This window comes from Planctomycetia bacterium (assembly GCA_016795155.1).
GTDB lineage: Bacteria > Planctomycetota > Planctomycetia > Gemmatales > HRBIN36 > JAEUIE01.
In genome coordinates this window covers 56,796-76,979 of record JAEUIE010000036.1, presented here as the reverse complement: position 1 = coordinate 76,979, position 20,184 = coordinate 56,796, and the positions used below count along the sequence as shown (strand labels likewise).

Genomic DNA, 20,184 nt, shown 5'->3' with positions numbered 1-20,184 from the left:
GAATAATCGCAACGCGTCAGATACCACACGGAATTGCATCATGCCTGTCATCAATATGGTTAAAGCCCTGAATCAAGCACTCCACGAAGAAATGGAGCGTGATGACAAGGTGGTTATTCTGGGTGAAGATGTTGCCCAGGTGGGTGGAGTTTTTCGTGTCACCGAAGGACTTCTTGATCGCTTCGGCAACAAGCGTGTGATTGATACACCTGTTTCCGAGGCAGGCATCCTGGGTTGTGCACTGGGCATGGCATTGGGAGGCCTCAAGCCCATTGCAGAAATCCAGTTCTCCGGCTTCATGCACAACGGTTTTCATCAACTCAACTGCCATGCAGCCCGCTATCGCACCCGATCCTGGGGACATTACCATGTTCCCATGGTCATGCGTGCTCCGATTGGTGGCGGTATCAGGGCACTCGAACATCATAACGATTCCGAAGAAGCACTCTATGTTCAGTCGCCTGGACTGAAAGTGGTGTTCCCCTCCGGGCCACGCAATGCACATGGCCTACTGCTGAGTGCCATTCGCGATCCTGATCCTGTCATGTACCTGGAACCAAAACGGGTTTATCGTGCGATTCGCGAAGAAGTGCCTGAAGGCGCTGAAGCGATTCCCTTTGGCCAGGCCCAGCTGGTTCACGAAGGCAAGGATATCACCCTCATCAGCTACGGTGCCATGCTGCAGGAAAGTCTGGAGGCGGCTGACAAGGCAGCATCCGAATTGAAAGTTTCCGTTGAAGTGATTGATCTCTTGTCCATTGTGCCGATGGATACCGAGACGATTATCAATTCTGTCAAAAAGACAGGTCGCTGTGTTATTGTGCATGAAGCGCCGCAAAGCTGTGGCGTTGGTTCTGAGATTATTTCCCGTATCAACGATCATGCATTGCTTCATCTGGAAGCGCCGATTGCACGGGTCTGTGGTTACGACATTCCCTATCCGTTCTTTGCACGTGAATCAGGTTATCTGCCCAGCGTCCCGCGCATTCTTGCTGCCATTCGCAAGACGGTAGAATTCTAGGTTGCGATTTTTCTAAACTTCATGGTGAGTAAGAAAATATCTCAAAATCATAGCTTTATCAGGTGGCACAGTCGTCTTGTTTGTGCGCACAGAAAGGAATGTCTGTGCCACCGATACTCCTCTTTGAAAACTTAACTAATTTTTGCGTTTCTTCATGATTTCACTGGCATCTTTTAGAATCTTTTTCTCATTATCCGAGAGGCTCTGCATGCCACTTTGACTGACCTTTTCAAGAACTGCATCCAGCTTGGCTTCCAATTGTTCATCGATTTTCATGTTTCCAGTGTTGTTACGTTCTGAGGCAGACTGCATTTCGCGTGTTAACACTCTTCTCTTTTCCTGCAGATTCCGAGTTTCCGAATGAGCAACAGCTTTCCGCGACGATCTGGCTGAACTTGAAAATGTCTGGTACCACTCGGTCAGTTTCAAATCGAACTGAGCATAGATGAGTGCCAGCAGCATGGGTGGAACCAATGCTGCCAGGCGAAGGGCAACAGGTTGAAACTGCATGAAGAAAAATGCTTCCAGCAGTATCAGCAACAGAAACAGAATCCAACGCGGGATATGAATAAATGCCAGGTTGACGGTATGATAAGGCGAAGCCCACGTTGCCCAAGTCCACAGACCGACACAGAAACCCGTCAGTCCAAAGGCAGGCAAATGCCTTACTGGATGGATGTACCAGGAAACCATCAGCAACGTCAGGTTGCTGATTACGAGACAAACTAATGCAAAACTGATGAATTCACGTGAACCAGCCTGAACTTCCAGATCATGACCGATGAGCCAGATCAACAGTAGCGTAATCGCCAGGTGCCAGGGTTGATCATCCACAAAACCGGCAGTGAACAGGCGATACCATTGCCAGGGGCTCACCATGGCCTGGGAATCAAGCTGAAGGTACTCATCTACCGGCTGCGAACTGTCAGCGCTGAAGGCAATCAGCAGATAAAAGAGTGCTGCAACGACAATGATGACCCAACATGTTCTGGAGGAACGAATCAAATCCAGAAAGGGCCGACGTTCATCTCTAAAGTAATCGCGATCCTGGTAACCCATGAATACACAAACCAGACTGAACAATTCCAAGTGCTACACTATACAGAAGTTGATCGCTCTGCGAAAGCACGCAGTTTATTTTATCGTGTCCACCGAATTTTTCTGATGCACAGGTCTCTATGGCGCCTTTAAATCCAGAGTTATTTCATTCCGCCCATCCTTGATGGTGGTTTTGAGTGGTGACGTCGCCGGTTTGGTATAGATAGCAGGGATCTCAGGTGCATTGACCGGCAGACCTGTTCTGGATTTAAATGGCAACACAGTGATGATGTATTCTCCACGTGGCGCACCATCGTACAGCTTGTAAGTACTTAACGTAAATTCACCCTGAGCATTGGTGACCGCATCGCTGGCCCTGATCTGCTTCTGCCCTTTGACTTTGGCCTGTTCTTCGGGTGGAACCTGGTAGTAATAGACTACTTCTGCATTTTCAATGGGCTGACCGTTCAGAAGCACTTTGCCTGATGCTGCAACGAGTTCCCTACGATCTCGAATCGGCGCTCCCTTTTCCTCAGCAACAGGCTGTATCGCACTCAGGTCTTCAGGCAGAATGCCATTGAGAAGCACATTGGCGAGCACCGGACCATCTTTTTTCATGGTCACCCAGGTGATGTGATCGAATTCACCGTACTGAATGCCACGCAGCTTGCTGCCACCACCGGTCGTCGCGAGTTGATAATAATTGCGTCCATGCCTGACCACTTTCTGGTAATGGTGAATGTGGCCTGCAAACATCGTATAGGGCCTGTCCTGGAGTAGTTTTTCAAACGCAATGAAACCAATCTCATCTGCATTCGTCGCATTCCAGACAGGCTTATGCATACAGACAATCGTCCATCGCACGTTCTTGTTCTCTTCCAGTACTTTGGCAAAATACGCAGTCTGCTCTGGTGAAATGCGTGTAGCCTGCTTTTGTCCTTCTGGAAAATCTTCCGTGTTCAAGCAGAGAAACAGCACGTTTTTGTAGACGAAGTGATAGTAGATTTTGCCAAACTTGGATTTCCAGTGCTTGATCATGGGCAGATTAGGTACATCATGGTTGCCTGGCACATGAAAGAATGGCATCTGCAATTTGCTGATGTAGCTGTCAAATTCATTCCACATGCCGGCGATGGCTTGCTGATCGGTGCTGTATCCTTCAATCAGATCACCTACCGATAAGACAAACTCAGGCTGCATCAAATTCAATTGTGCCACGGCTTTGGAGAATATCTCGGCACGGTGTCCGCCCGTGCGGTCGCTGACTACCGCAAATCGAAAGGTCTCATCGGAATTGTTGTAATTCAGTGATGTCCAGGGAGTTCTGGTACCGGTATCAGATGGGGCAGATGGTTCCTGTCGCAAAGCCCCGGCAGAATAGGCGATGGTTCCAATGATGAGTGCTGCTATTAACGGCAAGAATACGCGTCGCATGCAAGATACCTTCCGAAATTAGTATGCCAGAGTAAACCACTTTCGAGGACGGTTGGCAAGTAAAGATTTCAAGAGGGTTTTATTTCTGAATATGAATGCTGAATGATAGAAATAACATCAGAACTTGAAGTAAGGTCACCTGCTTCGATAAATTAGCAATTACTCGCCGGTATCCGTGGTACATCCTACCCTCAAGACACATCACCGAGAGCACTATGGTTTCTCTACGTCTGTTTATGTTGTTAGGACTGATAGCGATCACAGGTACTGTTGCAGGCACTGATCAATGGCCGCAATGGCGTGGTCCAGCAGGAAACGGAATCAGCCAGGCTGTCAAGGTGCCTGCTTCCTGGAATGCCACTGAGAATATGCTTTGGTCTGTTCCTTTGCCTGGAATGGGTGGAGCCACGCCGGTTCTCTGGGAAAACAAACTCTATGTCGTGAGTGAAAACAAGGATCGAACTTCTTCGCTGCTTTGCATTGATGCCGACACCGGCAAATCCATCTGGGAGAAACCGGTGTCAACCAAAAAGGGATCGCGAGCACGAGGTGACGAGGGTAATTCCGTTTCGGCATCCCCTTCTACCAACGGCAAACATATCTATGTTTTTGTTGGCACTGGCGAGTTCACCTGTTTCGACATGAATGGGAATGTTGTCTGGCAATTCGATGCCCAGGAACGCTACGGGAAATTCAACATTCAGTTTGGCATCAGTTCAACACCGGTGCTCCATCAGGACAAACTCTATTGGCAACTGATTCACACCGATGGGCAGTTTGTTATCTGCCTGAATGCAGCTGATGGCAAGGATGTCTGGAAGGTCCAACGACCCAGTGATGGCCATACTGAAAATGAACATTCCTATGCATCGGCAGTCATGTGGAACAAGGGGGACAATGCCTACCTGGTGGTTCATGGCAACGATTACACCACCGCTCATGATCTGAAGGATGGCAGAGAAATCTGGCGATTAGGTGGCTTAAATCCGAAGGAGAAATACAACCCCTACCTTCGTTTCGTTGCTTCGCCTGCCTGTTCCGAAGATCTCATTGTGGTGCCTACCGCCAAAAATGGTCCGGTGGTTGGTTTGAAGCCTGGTGCTCAGGGAAATGTAGGCCCAGGCAGCCCCTATGAACAATGGCGACGTACGCGTGAAACACCCGATGTGCCTAGTCCGCTCATTCACGAAGGCCTTGTTTACCTCTGTCGTGAAAACGGCGTGTTGATCTGCATTGATGCAGAAACAGGGAAAGAATACTACAACCAGCGAATCCATTCTGCGCGTTACCGTGCCTCACCGGTGTTTGCTGATGGAAAGATTTTCTGCACCGCACGTGATGGCACCGTAACAGTAACTAAAGCCGGGAAGACATTTGAATCACTGAGTGTCAACAAACTGAGCGATCAGATTTCAGCATCGCCTGTTATTGCGAATGGAAAAATCTACCTGCGGGGATATGAGAAACTTTATTGCATTGGTAATAAGCAGTAAACGTGCATCACTTCTGCACGGTTTCATCCTCGGGGTCCAGTTCATTCGATGGGCTGTCGAGGATGTGATCAAACGGTGCTTCAAGAATAGGGATCGGGTAATCACATGAAACGAGCGGATCACCTACCCTGATGCTCAAAGGCTGAATGGTTACTTTGAAACGAAAAGCACCAATCGTCAGCTCATCGTCTTCCTTCAGCCTGCCTTCCTGAACCAGGTTGCCGTTGATACGCGTGCCGTTGGTGCTATCGAGATCGCGAACACAGAGCATCGAGGAGCCATCGACTTCGACTTCAGCGACGCAGCAATGTTTTCGAGATACCTTCGATGACCGAATCTGAACATCGCATTCCGGATGTCGACCGATCAGAATGACGGGCCTGTCAACAATAATGGTTGGCAGCGAATCTGCTTCATCCAGAGGTACCAGGCGTATCAGCATGGGCGGCTCGATTGATACTGATGGTTATGGCAAATCCCACGGCTGCCGTTGTCGGCTGGTATTCGAACTGGCTGTCCAGGCGTCTTTGAAGAACTGATACAACCCAGCTCCTACGATAGCGATCCCTATCCCACCGAAGAACAGCATCTTGTTTTGTTGTCTTTGTTGCATTTCTTCGGGTGAAACAACTGTTTCACATTGGCCATCCCGTCAACCTGCGGCCTTGACACTCGACTGACAGAGTGCAAGGTTGATGCAAAGTGTTACGATGAATAGGGATAAGTACTTCATAGAACCGCTGCTTCGAGTTGTTGTAGTCTAGCATACACCTTCCGTGATGCCAAAAACCATTTTCGCTACTCCTTGAAAAATCTCTTGGGAATCGAGTTCTTCTGAGTTAGTCTTAATGCATGCTTCGGCTCAAACGAATGAATGGAAAAACGGAATTGCCGGGTGCAGGTGAGGCTAAACCTACCGGACATATATCTGCATTGAGAGCTTGGCGGTTACCCACCTGGCTTACCTGGCCACGTTCCTGGGAATATGCGTTGGCATTTGTGCTTGGTATTTGCGCTTTGATTGTTGTTCAGTCGGCGTGGAAGCTGAGCCAGCCCCCCATGCCCATTTTACAAGCTTCGCCAAGTATCGATCTCAACCAGGCAGACAGCGCGACGCTTCAGCAACTCTCTGGCATTGGCCCACATCTGGCTGCAAGGATCGTAAACCATCGTGAAAAGTATGGACCGTTTTCCCACTTCGAAGATTTGAAACACGTTCATGGAATTGGCCCGGCAACGCTGGAGCGATTGCGCGTTGTTGCTACGGTGGTAGCAGATAAACCACCATCTGTAAGTAAAGCAAACACTTCATCAGCAGTTGAGCAGTACATTCCTAAACCTCCACCCAATAAACAGATTGATCTGAACCGAGCGACGAAAGAAGACCTGATGACACTGCCCGGCATTGGCCCAGCTCTGGCGGAACGTATTCTGGAAAATCGCGAATCGAAGGGACCTTTCCAATCTGTTGAAGACTTGATGCGAATACGGGGCATCAAGGAAAAAACACTGGAGAAGTTAAGGCCGTTTCTGATTGTGGCGAAAAACACGAATGGGGCCTGAACTCTTCGCAGTATATTCGTTCGGTACAAGTCTTATGAATTTGCATTTGTTCACTTGAACCAGCATCCATGCCTATCAACAATAACCTGATGCAAACCCCCTATCAGGTTGTTGCCCCGTATGCGCCTGCAGGCGATCAGCCGCAGGCTATTGAAAAACTCGTTCAGAACTTCCAAAACGGCCAGCGAGCACAGGTGCTCCTGGGCGTCACTGGTTCGGGCAAAACCTTCACGATGGCCAACGTCATCAAGGCTCTCAACAAGCCTACCCTGGTGATGTCGCACAACAAAACACTGGCGGCACAACTTTACGGCGAATTCAAGGAGTTCTTCCCCAACAACGCTGTTCGCTATTTCGTCAGCTATTACGATTACTATCAGCCTGAAGCATACATACCACAGCGCGACATCTACATTGAAAAAGATGCCAGCATCAATGAAGAAATTGATCGTCTGCGATTGGCCGCTACGAGTTCACTGGTAAGCCGGCAGGATACCGTCGTAGTAGCCAGTGTTTCGTGTATCTATGGCCTGGGTTCTCCCAAAGATTATCTCGCGATGATGGTGCCCTTGCGAGTCGGCCAGGTGACCGATCGAGATGAAGCGCTTCGCAAGTTTGTCGACATTCAGTACGACCGCAACGATACCGCATTTACTCGAGGCAAATTCCGTGTTCGGGGCGATACGATTGAAGTGTGGCCGGCCTATGAAGAGTTCGCTTACCGTATCGAGTTCTTTGGCGACGAAGTGGAACGCATCAGCGTGATCCATCCCACCAGCGGCGACACGCTGCGGACGATTGATGAAGCGTATGTTTACCCTGCCAAACACTTTGTCACGCCGGATGATCGTATACGTGCAGCGGTTGAAAAGATTCGTAACGAACTCGATGATCGACTGAAAGTGTTTCAACTACAAGGGAAATTGCTGGAAGCCCAGCGGCTGGCAGCGCGTACCAGATACGACATTGAAATGCTGCTTGAAACAGGCCATTGCCCAGGCATTGAAAATTACTCACGTCACCTTGCAGGCAGACAAGCCGGTGAACCACCCGATACGCTGATCAGCTTCTTTCCCAAAGATTTTCTTCTGATTGTTGATGAATCGCATGTCACGGTGCCGCAAATTCGAGCGATGTTTGCTGGGGACTTTAGCCGCAAGACTACATTAGTAGAGCACGGATTTCGACTGCCCAGCGCGCTGGATAATCGGCCCCTGCGCTTCGATGAATGGGAGAAATTTGAAGCCAATATTCTGTTTGTCTCTGCAACGCCTGCTGATTATGAACTCGCCAGAGCTGGTGGTGAGATTGTTGAACAGATCATTCGGCCTACCGGCCTGGTTGACCCGGTGCTGCATATCCGCTCAGCTATGGGCCAGGTAGCTGACCTGGTGAAAGAATGCAAAATCCGGGCGGAAAAAAGTGAAAGGGTTCTGGTTACGACACTTACCAAGCGGCTCGCTGAAGACCTGGCGAATTACCTGCGTGATGCCAAGCTGAGAACCAAGTGGCTTCACTCGGAACTGGATGCGATCGAACGCTGGCAGATTCTTCGTGAACTCCGTGAAGGTGCTTTTGATGTACTCGTTGGCGTGAATCTACTTCGTGAAGGTCTCGATCTTCCCGAGGTTTCACTGGTCTGCATTATGGATGCTGACAAGGAAGGCTTCCTCCGTAGCACAACATCTCTCATTCAGACTATTGGTCGATCAGCCCGAAATGTGAATGCGGAAGTCATTCTGTACGCGGACAAAGTCACTGATTCAATGCAGCGTGCTATTGACGAAACTAATCGCAGGCGAGATGCACAGCTCAAATATAATCAGGAAAACAATATCACACCTGAGACGATCAAGAAAGCCATTCGTGCAGGCATTGAGGAAGAAATCCAGGCACGCAAAATGGCTGAAAGCCTGGCAACCGGTGGCGATGAAGATGAATCCGTGGTTGATAAGCAGTCATTGCTCGAACAGTTGCAAGCCGAGATGCTGGCCGCTGCGGAATCGCTGGAGTTTGAGAAAGCAGCAGCCCTTCGCGACCGCATGGCCAAGCTGCGTGGCGAGAAAGTCGCGAGTCCGCAGGTGAAGAAAAACAAACGGGGCGGCAATCGAAAAGGATTCAGAGGTTAGTCCCTCTGATACCCTTCTCATGAAATTTGCCACTAGCCTTTGGGATGTAACTGTCTTAGTTTGAAACCAACCCACCGGTTCTGATTTACCCCAGAGTTGCCATCATGTTCCTACTTGCTTTTCTGGCGTTGATATTTCTTGTTGCTCAGCCCTGCGATATTCCTGGTGCACCATTGCCTCCAGGTATCACACCTAAGAAGGCCGAGGAAGGCTGGATTGCCCTTTTTGATGGTAAGTCCACTTACGGATGGAAGACAGTGGGCCATGCAAAACTGAATAATGGCGTGCTGACAATGGGAGGCGAACAAGAAGCCAGCCTCACCTCGACAACACATTTTGCATCTTTTGAATTTGTCATGAGCTATCGATTGGAAGGCAAGGAGGGTGGATTTCAGTTTACCTGTGGCGATAAACAGGTCGGCAAAAAAGAAACTACCATAGCACCCAGCAATGAGTTCAAAGACTTCACCCTGGGCATGCCCAACAACAGTAAAACCGGGTCGATTACCATCACTACCAATCCCGGCACCACGCTGCATATTAAGAGCATCACCCTCAAGCCGCTCGGCGCCAAGTCGATCTTCAATGGCAAAGACTTGTCCGGTTGGAAAGAAATCCCCGGCAGGAAATCCAAGTTCTCAGTCACCAGTAATGGTGAACTGAATGTCAAAGATGGTAACGGCGATCTTCAGACTATTGACCAATGGGACGATTTCGTACTGCAGATGGACATCATTTCCAATGGTGATCATCTCAACAGCGGCGTTTTCTTCCGCTCTCTCCCCGGCGAATTCTGGTCCGGATATGAAGCTCAGGTACGCAACGAGTGGAATACCACCGTCAAGCTCAAAGATGGTACGAGCATCACTGGCAGTCTCACTTTCAAGGGCGATGATGCTGAGGTCAAAGCAGGTCGTCAGTCTAAAAAGTTTAAACGCAGCGATATCGAAAGTATGATGGATCATCGTGACAAGCCCATCGATTTCGGTTCAGGTGGCATCTACCACCACTGCCCTGCCCGCACTGTTGTCACCACGGACCGCCAATGGTACACCATGACCGTAATCGCGCACGGCAACCACATCGCAGTGTGGGTAAATGGTTACCAGACTGCTGAATTCACCGACAATCGCCCTGTCAATAAAAGTGCCCGACGAGGCCGCAAAGACGATGCTGGCTGTTTGAGCATTCAGGGTCACGACCCCACCACCGATTTAAGCTTCCGCAATATCCGCATTGCTGCATTGCCCAAGTAATTGAATATTTGCTTTCCTGCTACGCACTGGCTATGCTGGTGCATGCATGAGCCAGGTCACCCGCATTCTTTCTGATATTGAACATGGCAACCAGCTTGCTTCCGAGCAACTGTTGCCTTTGATTTATCAGGAACTCAGGCAACTTGCTGCTGCACAACTGGCCCAGGAAAAGCCTGGACACACCCTGCAAGCCACGGCCCTGGTGCATGAAGCCTATCTTCGCTTGGTAGATGTCAAGCAAGTTCAGAATTGGAACAGTCGTGGTCACTTCTTTATTGCAGCGGCAGAAGCCATGCGGCGGATACTGATCGAAAACGCCAGGCAGAAAAAGAGCCTCAAGCGCGGTGGCCACTTTCACCAGGTCGATCTTGATAACAAGCAGCTTTTCTCATCTCAACAAAATCTCGATCTGCTCGATCTTAACGAAGCACTTGATGAATTAACTGCCCGGCACCCAAGACAAGCCGAGGTCGTCAAGCTTCGTTATTTTGCAGGCTTAACGATCGCAGAAACCGCTTCTGCCCTCGGTATTGCAGAATCCACAGCCGATGCAGATTGGGCCTATGCCAAATCATGGCTCTATGTTCGATTGCAGGAAAGCAACACCGTTTCGCCCTGACAGAAATTCTGGAATTATTTCCGCTTTCATCGGGGAATTCTGAAATAGATTTCGCACTGATATCTGAAATGTGGAATCTACCTCAGATTTTTTACAGGTGATCCCATGACAGTGAGCGTTGATGATCAGGCCATTTTTGAAGCTGCCAGGCGAATAACCTCACCCGAGGATCGGCAGGCTTTTCTTCGGGAAAAGTGTGGCGATGATCACGCACTTCTCCAACATCTCCAGGCTTTGATCAAAGCCTTTGATGAACATCAGAGTTTTCTTGAAACCCCTCCTTCAGAATTGGTCAGAACCGTTGATTCCGATGCCGCCAATGAACATGCAGGCACCATCATAGGCCCTTACAAACTCCTGCAGCAGATTGGTGAAGGAGGCATGGGCGTTGTCTACATGGCTGAGCAAACGAAGCCGGTTCAACGCAAAGTAGCCTTGAAGATCATCAAACCGGGCATGGACAGTCGCCAGGTCATCGCCCGCTTCGAAGCAGAACGCCAAGCACTCGCGATGATGGATCATGTCAACATTGCGCGGGTGATTGATGGCGGGACAACTGATTCAGGCCGCCCCTACTTCGTCATGGAACTGATCAACGGCGTACCCATCACTAAGTACTGTGATGACAACCACCTGACACCACGTGAACGGCTGGAGTTATTCGTGCAGGTGTGCCAGGCGATTCAGCATGCACACCAGAAAGGCATCTTCCATCGGGACATCAAGCCGTCGAATGTGCTGGTCACCCTCTACGATGGCAAGCCGGTGCCGAAAGTCATCGACTTCGGTGTCGCCAAGGCGATTGATCAGAAACTGTCCGAGCACACGTTGTTCACCAATTTTGGAACCATGGTCGGCACCCTGGAATACATGAGTCCCGAGCAGGCAGAGATGAATGCTCTGGGAGTCGATACCCGAAGCGATATCTATTCGCTGGGAGTGTTGCGCGCGGCTCCTTGTATGCTGCAATGGGATTGATGGATGTCGCCAACGCTTCTTACACTGAAGCCATTCGACTTAATCCCAAAAATCCGATGGTTCTCAACAACTTGGCCTGGTACTTGGCCACATGGCCTGACACAAAATTCCGTAATCCAAACCGGGCAGTCGAACTGGCCAGGAAGGTAGTTGAAATAGCACCAAATGACGGAATAGTCTTGAATACTCTTGGCACAGCACTCTACCGGACGGGGGACTGGAAAGGGTCTGTCACCGCACTGGAGAAGTCACTTGATCTCATGTCTAGTCACAAGAGCTTTAATTGGTTTTTCCTCGCTATGGCCAACTGGCAACTAGGGCACAAAGACGAAGCCCGGAAGTGGTACGACAAGGCGGTACTTTGGATGGACAAGAACATGCCCAAGGACGAAGAACTTCGCCGTTTCCGTGCCGAAGCAGCTGAGTTAATGAACATCAAGGAGGAAATCACCAAGTCGAAGTGATTCGTTTCTTATTCCAGAATGTGTAAGCTCAGAGTTAACAAACACGGCCAGTGAGACCCAGCCGCCAAGCAAGAATCTCACCAGCCGGCGCCTGCTCCGGATGATCGGTTTGCGCACCCGGAACGTCTGGCGTTTCTATCGTATCGCAAGCCAGGCTCTCTCACAAGGATACGATCATGAAGTTCTTTTCTCGACAAGCATATCGGCAAGCACTGGCTCGCTCCCGTCGTCGTTCGCTATCGCTACAGCTGGAAATGCTGGAAGATCGCTGGGTGCCAGCGCAATCCACCAACATCCAACTGCTGGCGGACCACGTTGATCCATCGGAGCAGTTGAGCGTGAGCGGATCGCCGGAGGACGATCATGCACGACACCTTCCTGTAACCAGCCGCATGGAAAACATGGGTGGCAGGTTGTACGAATTGACCTGGGATCCTGCGCCGGCAGCAGGCGATGGCACAGGGGGCAGCTCAGGTTCCGGCTCGGGCGGCGCCCTCAATCCACTGAGCAGCATCCCCGTGTTGAATAGTTTCCCCAGCGCAACCGCTTCAATCTATCTCGACTTCAATGGCCATTTTGACGCGGCCTGGGGAAGCTATCGGAATATCACCACGCCGGTCTTCGATCAGGACAATGATCCGAGTACTTTTAGCGACAGCGAACTCGACACCATTCGTAATATCTGGACCATCGTGGCTGAGGATTATGCACCATTTAAGATCAATGTAACCACGGTTGAACCACCCAGCTTTGCCAATGGCGTTGCGCTTCGCGTTGCAATCGGTGGAGATGGAGCCTGGACGGGAGGATCGTATGGTGGCATTGCCTACATCCGAAGTTTCACCAGTTCGATTGTGAACACAGCCTATGTCTTTCCGGACAATCTGAGCAATGGTGCGGCAAAGTACACTGCCGATGCCAGTTCCCATGAAGCAGGCCATAGTTTTGGTCTGCAACATCAGAGTCAATACGATGCTTCGGGGAACAAGATCAGCGAATACTACTATGGACCGGGAGACGGTCGGGCGCCGATCATGGGTACCAGCTACTATGCCACACGTGGCCTGTGGTGGTACGGCACGTCATCCACCGGCGCGAATATTTATCAGGATGATATGGCGATCATCTCCAATGCGACGAACGCTTTTGGGTACCGTGCCGACGATATCCCGGGCAGCACTCCGCTTACCGTGACAGGCCGCGAAGTGACTGGCGCTGGCAATATCGAACGGCTCACTGATCAAGATTCCTTTACCTTGACAGTTGCAGCTACTGGTGAGATGAATCTCTCAGCTGATGTTATCAACGACGTAGGCAATCTTAACACTCGCCTGGAGTTGCGCAGCTCTCAAGGTGCCCTACTGGCCTCCAGTGATCCTGTCAGCTTCGGATTTAAGCGCACCGTCACCTACAATGTAACGCCAGGCAACTATGTATTAGTCGCAGCCAGCCATGGCAGCTACGGCGATGTCGGCAAGTATTCCATCAGCGGCACTATTCCGGTTCCTTCAACGATTGCCACCCCCACGAATCTAGTAGCTAGTGCCATGACCCCGAACCAGGTCAATCTAAGCTGGATTGATAACGCTAACAACGAAGATAACTACCTTGTGGAACGAAGCACAACGGGCGGCCCTGAATGGACTACGTTGGCGACTCTGGCAGCCGATAGCAACAGCTATTCGGACATCACAGCGATTTCAGGGACCACCTACTATTATCGTGTCAGCGCCTTCAATGCAGGTGAAGTTTCTTCGTATTCTAACCAGGCCAGTGTCACGACTGTTCCCGATGCCCCCGGGAATCTGGCAGCAACAGCTACCTGGTCGAATAGCATTTCCGTTGCCTGGAATAGCGTGACGAATGCTACCGGATATAAGCTGGAACGATCATTCGATGGCGGCTCGAACTGGACACTAATAGCGAATCCTACAAACACAAGTTATTCAGATTCCGGACTGCAAGCATCGACGACCTATGCCTATCGAGTCAAAGCCACTGGTCTCGGTGGTGATTCCAACTACAGCAATACTGCTAGTGCCACCACGTATGTTGCCCCGCCGACGCAGTTTGGGCCACAGGATGGGGCCTATGTCGCAGATAACTGGCTCGGAAGTCACAGTGATGTCAAAATTCAGTCATCTGATCAAAAAATCGTTGCCATGGGATCAGCTAACAATGCAGTTGTCATCGGTCGTTACGATACCCAAGGCCGTGTGGATACAACCTATGGGAACGGTGGAATATTGAACCCGTCACTCAGTACGTTGAATGAACGGGGCACAGGACTCGTGCTGCAAACTGATGGAAAAGCGGTGATTTCTTTTATTGCGACGTACGGTCTAGATAATACGCAACATGGGGTTGCTCGATTTACGACAAATGGCTTGCTTGATTCCAGTTTTGGCAGCGGGGGATGGAATACGGTTGATGTTCGACCTGATGATGAATTCTTGGTGACGAAAAATGCCGTAGGACTGCAGTCTACAGGGAAAGTTGTGATTGCAAGTCAATCCAATCTCCCAACACCCAACATAGATCCTGCCCTGGTCGCGCGATTTACAGCTGCTGGTGCATTAGATAGTGGAAAGAATGGATTTGGCACTGTCTCGCAGGGTAAAGCCATCGGTTACACCATGTCCACCTTTGGTGGGAGTAGTAATTATTTTAATGATCTCGTCGTTCAGCCAGACGACAAGATCGTGGCTGTGGGATTCTCTTTGAACGATAGTACCGGTGGCTTCCTGGTGGCACGCTACACAGCGAGCGGCGCTTTGGACACTTCGTTCAATGGTAGCGGTTACGGATCGTTCCTTCCTGCCGGAGCTACTACTGCGCGTGTCTTCGGAGTAACACGTCAGTCGGATGGAAAGATTATTGTGGTGGGTAATTGCACAGGAATTGATGGTGCTGCTGATATGCTCGTGGCACGGTTGAATACGAATGGAACCCTGGATACTACTTTTGGTATCGCCGGGTATGCCAAATTGGATATTGATGGCACTGCTTCGCAAACAACCGAAACAAGTGTTGATGTTGTCATTCAGCCTGATGGTAAAATTGTCGTCGTCGGCAGTGAAACCCCCTACAGCGCTACCACGAGTTATCCCAGTAATGTTCTGGTTGCTCGATTCAATACCAATGGCTCACCTGATACCACGTTTGGCAGTGGTGGTTTCAGACTAGGTGTTAGTCCGCCAGAACTGGGATCTCCCAGCATGTCAACAAACAGTGTCGCGCTGCGATCCAATGGCGACATCATTGTTGCCGGCAGCCTTTCGGGACACCCATATCTCATGCGGTTCTTTAGTACTCCAACACCACTTCTCGCTGCAGCAACTCCAACTACCAACGACAACACTCAATCAATCACCCAGTCCCAAGCCCAACCCCTGCTCACCGAAGCCATCGCCCGCTGGCGATTAGCTGGCTTCAATGTCTCATCGCTTAGCAACATCAACTTCCGCATCGCCGAGCTTCCCGGCACTACTCTCGGACAGGTCCAGGGAAATACCATTACCCTCGATAGCAACGCCGCCGGCTGGGGATGGTTCGTGGACAAAACACCAGGGAGCGATTCCGAATTCCGTATGCGTGGCAACCAGGGGGAACAAAACCGCATGGATCTGGTTTCCGTACTGATGCACGAAACAGGGCACATGCTGGGTATGGATCATCAGCATTCAGGTGTGATGGCGGACACTCTGTTCGCAGGGGTTCGTTTATCTCCGCCCATTTCTTCGAACCATTCTGCTTGGTCCGGTGTCAACTGGTCATCTCTCCTATCAGAATTGCTGGAACTGAGTCATTACCAGAGACGGTAATCGGCTCGATTTCACTCTCCCAACGCCTTCCCTATGCCGTGCTGAATTGCTGCACGGCATACCGAGGAAGGTACGCCATCGTTCAATCGGGGTGCAATCATGAGCCTGCTCTTCAAATGGATAATACTGCTGCTGACAGTGTCGATATTTGCTGTGCTGTATCTAGGAATATCCTGGGCAACAACCCTCACTCCAACCGATATCAAAACCTGCAAGATGTTGATCAGAATCGCGATCGATGGCTATGCCGAACCATTACGCGTCAAGCCACCTGAAAAGAAATCCTCGTGGCACTTGTATCCAATTACTCAAGAGTAAACTGCGGTTTCACGCGAAGCAGATAATCACGATTCCACTCTTTGAAAAATCTAGTTGATTGCTTTCACTCACCACAGCGGCTATGCTGAAGCCTTCATGAGTGATGTAACCAGAATTCTTTCTGCTATCGAACAAGGCGACCAGGGCGCTTCGGAACAATTGTTGCCTTTGGTTTATGATGAGTTACGCCGGCTGGCGACGCAGCGATTGGTTAAGGAAAACCCGGGGCAAACTCTTCAGGCTACTGAACTGGTACACGAAGCGTACCTTCGGCTGGTGGATGTAAAGCAAGCGCCACACTGGAACAGTCGCGGGCATTTCTTTGGTGCAGCGGCAGAGGCGATGCGGCGAATACTGGTCGAACAGGCCCGTCGCAAGAAAAGCTTGCGGCATGGTGGTGGACACCAGCGCAAAGACCTTGAACATGTGGACATCGTTACCAAAGAACCCTCACTCGATGTCTTGGCTGTACACGAAGCTCTCGAACGGTTCGAGCAAATCGATCCCATCAAGGCGAACCTCGTCAAGCTGCTTTACTTTGCCGGGCTGACGATTCCACAAGCCTCGGAAGCACTTGGTATCTCCTCTACTACTGCAGATCGTTACTGGTCATACGCACGGGCCTGGATTCATAATCAAATCGGGCAGGAAAGTCCTGCATAATAAAAATCCTCCTTTGCTTGTGCGATAGGTGGGGTGATTCGCCACTGGATTTCGCACTGTGGTTAGAACAACAACAGGATGAGGCCATGACCGAGCAAGTCCAAAACGCCGAGGCTGTCTTTCTGGCAGCCATGGACAAGGCGAATGAGGCTGAACGAAACGCCTATGTCGAAGAGGCTTGTGCAGGCAACGTTGAGCTTCTTCGTCAAGTTCGTGAGTTGCTGGCCAGCCACGATGCGACTCATGGCCCGTTGGATGCGCCACCACCGGGATTGGGTGGCTCTGTTCTCAAGGCACATTCAGGTGAAGCCCCTGGCACGCTCATTGGTCCTTACAAGTTATTACAGCAGATTGGCGAAGGAGGCATGGGTGTTGTCTTCATGGCTGAACAGACACAACCCGTACAGCGGAAAGTTGCTCTGAAGATTATCAAACAAGGGATGGACAGTCGGCAGGTTATCGCTCGATTTGAAGCAGAACGCCAGGCACTGGCCATGATGGATCATGTCAATATCGCACGTGTTATTGACGGAGGTAAAACACAATCAGGCCGCCCCTACTTTGTCATGGACCTGATTCATGGCGTACCCATCACCAGGTATTGCGATGACAATCACCTGACACCGCAGCAACGGCTTGAACTGTTTACACCGGTTTGTCAGGCCATTCAACATGCTCATCAAAAAGGGATTATCCATCGCGACATCAAACCATCCAATGTGCTGATTACGCTTTATGATGGCAAACCCGTTCCGAAAGTGATCGACTTTGGCGTAGCCAAGGCGACTGAGCAAAAGCTGACCGAGCGTACACTCTTCACGAATTACGGCACAATGGTCGGCACGCTGGAATATATGAGCCCGGAGCAGGCAGAGATGAGTGGCCTGGGGGTTGATACACGAAGCGATATCTACTCGCTGGGAGTGTTGCTTTACGAACTGCTGACAGGCAGCACGCCGTTGGACAGAAAGAGAGTTCGCGATGAAGCGTATGCCGAGATACTGCGGATCATCAAAGAGGAAGAGCCGCCTCGTCCGAGCACCAGGCTCAGCGATTCGGGCGATGCACTGGCTTCGATATCAGCCCAGAGGCAAATGGAGCCTGCCAAACTCACCAAATTGGTACGAGGCGAACTCGACTGGATCGTGATGAAAAGTCTGGAGAAGGACCGTAACCGGCGGTATGAATCTGCCAGCGGATTAGCCCAGGATATTCAGCGCTACCTGGCAGATGAACCGGTGCACGCCTCTCCGCCTTCGGTAACCTACAGGCTGCGGAAGTTTGTACGACGGAACAAGGTTGCACTGCTCACGATCAGCGTGGTCGCCCTGGCTCTGATCGCAGGCACTGTCATAAGCATCTGGCAAGCGTATAGAGCGACCCAAGCTGAGGAAGCTGCGAAGACTGATCGCGACACAGCTTTGGCAGAAAAAACGCGTGCAGATGAGGAAGCGACGATTGCCCAGACTGTCAACGACTTTCTTTTGAATGATTTACTGGCTGAAGCTGCACCGAGCAAGAACGCCCGTAACAAAAAGGTCTCCGTCGAAGAATTGCTGGGACGCGCTGCTACACGCATCGACGGCAAATTCGAAAAACAACCTCGTATCGAAGCAGCAATCCGAATGACCATTGGGTACACCTACCATGCACTCAGCAATTATGCCGCGGCGCTGCCACAGTTGGAGCGTGCAATGGAAATTCGCCGCCGTGTTCTGGGAGACGAACATCCTGATACACTTGCAGCCATGGGTAGCGTTGTGCTCGTTGACATAGCTCAAGGGCAATATCAAAAAGCCGAATTACTGAACAACAAGGTACAGGAACTCCGACAACGTGTTTTCGGGGAGGAACACCCTGAAACTCTCACATCCATGCATAACCTCGTGTTGATTAATTATTACCTCGGGCAATACTCCAAAGCGATGCCCCTATGCATTAAAACACTCGAGACTCGGCAACGTGTTCTTGGAGAACAGCATACCCATACCCTGGAAACAATGCAGATTCTAGCGGCACTCTACAAAAAAATGGGGCAGCATGAGAAGGCCGTACCACTTTTTGGCACCGTTCTCGATGTCCGTCGCAGAACACGTGGTGAGGAACACCCTGAAACGCTCTATGCCATGAACAACCTGGCCTTGATATACCACCAGCCTTTAGGGCGTTATGCCGAAGCTGAATCTCTCTACATCAAAGTGTTGGACGCTCGAAGCAGAATTCTTGGGCCGGAGCATTCCGACACACTAACTTCCATGAATAACCTGGCTGTTCTTTACAAGGATCAGGAACTATACGACAAGGCAGAACCACTTTACCTGGCTGCAGTGGATGGTTTCCGCAAATTTCTGGGAGATGATCACCCCCAAACCGTGTTAGCCCGCAATAACCTCGCCGTAGTCTATAAAGGTCAGGGTAAGTATGGCCAAGCCGAATCGATGTATGAGACCATACTCGAAATACAGCGACGAACGTTAAGGCTTGATCATCCCGATACGCTTATCTTCATGAATAACCTGGCTGTTGCATACTATGAGCAAGGCAAATTCGCGAAAGCTGAACAACTTCATCAACAGACGTTGGAACGCAAGCAGCGAGTCCTGGGCAAAGAACATCCCAGCACCCTTGTCACCATGAACATTCTGGCAACCATTGACCGAGATCAGGGCCAGTATGCGAAGGCGGAAACAGAGTTCCTCAAGGTACTCGAAATCCGCAAACGTGTTCTGGGTGAAGAGCATCCTCAAACACTCATCACCCTGAACGATTTGTCTGCGCTCTACCTGGCTCAGAATGACTTCGTCAAGAGCGAACAATATGCTCGGATGGCTCTCGACAAAGCTCGGAAACGGCATCCCGGCACATCGCAGTTAGCGGATGCAATAACTTCCATTGTCGAGTGCTTGCTCAAACAACAGAAATACGCAGAAGCCGAGCCATTATTACGCGAGTGTCTGAACATTCGGGAACAGAAACATCCCGACAACTGGAGAACATTTCATACCAGGTCAATGCTGGGTGGGAGCCTGCTCGAACAGAAGAAATACGCCGAAGCTGAACCTCTCCTGATTGCAGCATACGCGGGATTGCATGAACGTGAATCCAGAATACCAGTGCCAAACCAGGCCAAAATGCTGGCTGCACTGGAACGGATGGTGCAACTCTACGATGCAACAGGAAACAAAGAGAAGACAGAGGTCTATCGAAATAAACTGGAAATCAAGAAGAAAGAAACCGGAAACAGAATTCCGGAGCTAGAAAAGAAGCCCGTACCCAACAAAAAGTAGTCGCTGAGTTCCAACAAAAAAAGCCGGTGAGTCCCAACCACAAAGAAGGAAACTCACCAGCCCTGCACCATCCCTGCGTACAGTCTGCGCGCCGGGA

The 20,184-nt window shown here is 50.5% G+C and carries 15 protein-coding genes; 12 read left to right on the top strand and 3 right to left on the bottom strand.

The genetic code is table 11. The features are described 5' to 3' along the window. Nucleotides 1-40 precede the first annotated feature (40 nt). Complete coding sequence (locus tag JNJ77_13905; GenBank protein MBL8823679.1) at nt 41-1,021, top strand: alpha-ketoacid dehydrogenase subunit beta; 981 nt, start codon at nt 41-43, stop codon at nt 1,019-1,021. A gap of 135 nt (nt 1,022-1,156) precedes the next feature. Here JNJ77_13905 and JNJ77_13900 read toward each other — a convergent pair whose 3' ends face one another. Together JNJ77_13900 and JNJ77_13895 are read right to left on the bottom strand one after the other, a co-directional pair. Then, complete coding sequence (locus JNJ77_13900; GenBank protein ID MBL8823678.1) at nt 1,157-2,080, bottom strand: rhomboid family intramembrane serine protease; 924 nt, start codon at nt 2,078-2,080, stop codon at nt 1,157-1,159. 117 nt (nt 2,081-2,197) lie between these two features. Further along, complete coding sequence (locus JNJ77_13895; GenBank protein ID MBL8823677.1) at nt 2,198-3,493, bottom strand: metallophosphoesterase; 1,296 nt, start codon at nt 3,491-3,493, stop codon at nt 2,198-2,200. Between the two features lie 215 nt (nt 3,494-3,708). Here JNJ77_13895 and JNJ77_13890 point away from each other — a divergent pair, with 215 nt between their 5' ends. Beyond that, a complete protein-coding gene (locus JNJ77_13890; GenBank protein ID MBL8823676.1) occupies nt 3,709-4,986 on the top strand; it encodes a PQQ-binding-like beta-propeller repeat protein in 1,278 nt (425 codons plus the stop codon). Between the two features lie 7 nt (nt 4,987-4,993). Here JNJ77_13890 and JNJ77_13885 read toward each other — a convergent pair whose 3' ends face one another. Beyond that, entirely contained in the window at nt 4,994-5,428 is a 435-nt protein-coding gene (locus tag JNJ77_13885) for an FHA domain-containing protein (protein MBL8823675.1), read from the bottom strand. A gap of 410 nt (nt 5,429-5,838) precedes the next feature. Between JNJ77_13885 and JNJ77_13880 the strand changes: the two genes are divergently transcribed. The 10 genes from JNJ77_13880 to JNJ77_13835 all read left to right on the top strand — a co-directional run bounded on the left by JNJ77_13880 (nt 5,839) and on the right by JNJ77_13835 (nt 20,087). Beyond that, nucleotides 5,839-6,549, top strand: a complete 711-nt coding sequence (locus JNJ77_13880) for a ComEA family DNA-binding protein (GenBank protein MBL8823674.1) — start codon at nt 5,839-5,841, stop codon at nt 6,547-6,549. 89 nt (nt 6,550-6,638) lie between these two features. Beyond that, entirely contained in the window at nt 6,639-8,678 is a 2,040-nt protein-coding gene (uvrB, locus tag JNJ77_13875) for an excinuclease ABC subunit UvrB (GenBank protein ID MBL8823673.1), read from the top strand. Nucleotides 8,679-8,782: 104 nt separating this feature from the next. Then, nucleotides 8,783-9,934 (top strand): DUF1080 domain-containing protein, encoded by a 1,152-nt coding sequence (locus JNJ77_13870; GenBank protein ID MBL8823672.1) that lies wholly within the window; start codon nt 8,783-8,785, stop codon nt 9,932-9,934. Nucleotides 9,935-9,980: 46 nt separating this feature from the next. Next, complete coding sequence (locus tag JNJ77_13865; GenBank protein ID MBL8823671.1) at nt 9,981-10,553, top strand: sigma-70 family RNA polymerase sigma factor; 573 nt, start codon at nt 9,981-9,983, stop codon at nt 10,551-10,553. Between the two features lie 105 nt (nt 10,554-10,658). After that, nucleotides 10,659-11,531, top strand: coding sequence for a serine/threonine protein kinase (locus JNJ77_13860; protein MBL8823670.1), 873 nt, complete (start codon nt 10,659-10,661; stop codon nt 11,529-11,531). Continuing rightward, on the top strand, nt 11,522-11,995 hold the full coding sequence (locus JNJ77_13855; GenBank protein ID MBL8823669.1) for a tetratricopeptide repeat protein: 474 nt from the start codon (nt 11,522-11,524) through the stop codon (nt 11,993-11,995). The genes JNJ77_13860 and JNJ77_13855 overlap by 10 nt, the downstream gene beginning before the upstream one ends. 176 nt (nt 11,996-12,171) lie before the next feature. After that, nucleotides 12,172-15,819, top strand: coding sequence for a fibronectin type III domain-containing protein (locus tag JNJ77_13850; protein ID MBL8823668.1), 3,648 nt, complete (start codon nt 12,172-12,174; stop codon nt 15,817-15,819). Nucleotides 15,820-15,918: 99 nt separating this feature from the next. Then, nucleotides 15,919-16,137, top strand: coding sequence for a hypothetical protein (locus tag JNJ77_13845; GenBank protein MBL8823667.1), 219 nt, complete (start codon nt 15,919-15,921; stop codon nt 16,135-16,137). Between the two features lie 96 nt (nt 16,138-16,233). Further along, on the top strand, nt 16,234-16,800 hold the full coding sequence (locus JNJ77_13840; protein MBL8823666.1) for a sigma-70 family RNA polymerase sigma factor: 567 nt from the start codon (nt 16,234-16,236) through the stop codon (nt 16,798-16,800). Between the two features lie 86 nt (nt 16,801-16,886). After that, nucleotides 16,887-20,087, top strand: a complete 3,201-nt coding sequence (locus JNJ77_13835; protein ID MBL8823665.1) for a serine/threonine protein kinase — start codon at nt 16,887-16,889, stop codon at nt 20,085-20,087. Nucleotides 20,088-20,184: the final 97 nt, after the last annotated feature.

What these genes read in the sequence shown, in the direction of transcription:
- JNJ77_13905 (MBL8823679.1), top strand. Translation starts at nt 41, where the DNA reads ATGCCTGTCATCAATATGGTTAAAGCCCTGAATCAAGCACTCCACGAA.
- JNJ77_13900 (MBL8823678.1), bottom strand. Translation starts at nt 2,080, where the DNA reads ATGGGTTACCAGGATCGCGATTACTTTAGAGATGAACGTCGGCCCTTT.
- JNJ77_13895 (MBL8823677.1), bottom strand. Translation starts at nt 3,493, where the DNA reads ATGCGACGCGTATTCTTGCCGTTAATAGCAGCACTCATCATTGGAACC.
- JNJ77_13890 (MBL8823676.1), top strand. Translation starts at nt 3,709, where the DNA reads ATGGTTTCTCTACGTCTGTTTATGTTGTTAGGACTGATAGCGATCACA.
- JNJ77_13885 (MBL8823675.1), bottom strand. Translation starts at nt 5,428, where the DNA reads ATGCTGATACGCCTGGTACCTCTGGATGAAGCAGATTCGCTGCCAACC.
- JNJ77_13880 (MBL8823674.1), top strand. Translation starts at nt 5,839, where the DNA reads ATGCTTCGGCTCAAACGAATGAATGGAAAAACGGAATTGCCGGGTGCA.
- uvrB (MBL8823673.1), top strand. Translation starts at nt 6,639, where the DNA reads ATGCAAACCCCCTATCAGGTTGTTGCCCCGTATGCGCCTGCAGGCGAT.
- JNJ77_13870 (MBL8823672.1), top strand. Translation starts at nt 8,783, where the DNA reads ATGTTCCTACTTGCTTTTCTGGCGTTGATATTTCTTGTTGCTCAGCCC.
- JNJ77_13865 (MBL8823671.1), top strand. Translation starts at nt 9,981, where the DNA reads ATGAGCCAGGTCACCCGCATTCTTTCTGATATTGAACATGGCAACCAG.
- JNJ77_13860 (MBL8823670.1), top strand. Translation starts at nt 10,659, where the DNA reads ATGACAGTGAGCGTTGATGATCAGGCCATTTTTGAAGCTGCCAGGCGA.
- JNJ77_13855 (MBL8823669.1), top strand. Translation starts at nt 11,522, where the DNA reads ATGGGATTGATGGATGTCGCCAACGCTTCTTACACTGAAGCCATTCGA.
- JNJ77_13850 (MBL8823668.1), top strand. Translation starts at nt 12,172, where the DNA reads ATGAAGTTCTTTTCTCGACAAGCATATCGGCAAGCACTGGCTCGCTCC.
- JNJ77_13845 (MBL8823667.1), top strand. Translation starts at nt 15,919, where the DNA reads ATGAGCCTGCTCTTCAAATGGATAATACTGCTGCTGACAGTGTCGATA.
- JNJ77_13840 (MBL8823666.1), top strand. Translation starts at nt 16,234, where the DNA reads ATGAGTGATGTAACCAGAATTCTTTCTGCTATCGAACAAGGCGACCAG.
- JNJ77_13835 (MBL8823665.1), top strand. Translation starts at nt 16,887, where the DNA reads ATGACCGAGCAAGTCCAAAACGCCGAGGCTGTCTTTCTGGCAGCCATG.